This is a genomic window from Alcanivorax sp. HI0044, from assembly GCF_001634945.1.
The window spans coordinates 1-735 of sequence record NZ_LWEZ01001866.1 but is presented as its reverse complement, the minus strand read 5'-3'; the positions used below and the strand labels follow the sequence as shown (position 1 = coordinate 735).

At 49.8% G+C, this 735-nt stretch carries 1 protein-coding gene; it reads right to left on the bottom strand.

Translation table 11 applies throughout. From position 1 onward, the window contains the following. Positions 1 to 636, bottom strand: a 636-nt coding sequence (locus A3730_RS27735) for a DUF1461 domain-containing protein (RefSeq protein WP_063539368.1), incomplete at its 3' end; no start/stop codon positions are given. Between the last annotated feature and the right edge of the window lie 99 nt (positions 637 to 735).

Sequence of the window (735 nt, the reverse complement as noted above, 5' to 3'; positions counted from 1 at the left end):
TACCGGGGCCTTCATCAGCGTACTCATCAGTGAGTCTTGCCAATAGAAAAACCATTGATGATCAGCGGGGAAAATCCATAGATGAAACTGATAAAAAACCTGGGTCGGGCCGGCAATCAGGAACCACGCTAACACAGCCCCCACAGTGAAAACAGTAATGCCAAGCCGCCAGCGCATGGGTGGTGCTTTAAGCCAGACGCAAAGCCAGGCGAGCGGCAACCACAAGGCCAACAACACCCAGAAGAGCACACGCCCCAGATCAATAAAATCGGCCACGTCCTGAAGGTGCTGCACTTCAGCATTGTGCAGTAACGGGCGTGGATTCTTCCCCGGTGGCTGGTAATAAATATCAGCCAATCCCGCCCCGCTGTTATGCACGGCATCACGAATTTGCTCAAATGCCTGCCAGTGTTGCTCGGGGGGCAATTGTTCAAACCCGGATTTAAAGCGATTCTGAGGGCCATAAATTTGTATATGTTGGCCAATATCCAGTTGTTGATACCAGAAGCGGTAGCCATAGTTCGACTGGCTATACAATGCCCAACACAGCGTCACAGCCAAAGAAACAACAATGACAACATAAAAGAACCACACTAAAGTGGCCGCGACCTGGCTTGGTTGAGCCGTTTTTTTCATAACACCCTCACAGTAATAACAGAATAATAAACAGAGGACGTAGCCACATGCGACCGCTCTTCATGTCGATAGCCCTGCTGACGGGCTTTTTTGTGTTAT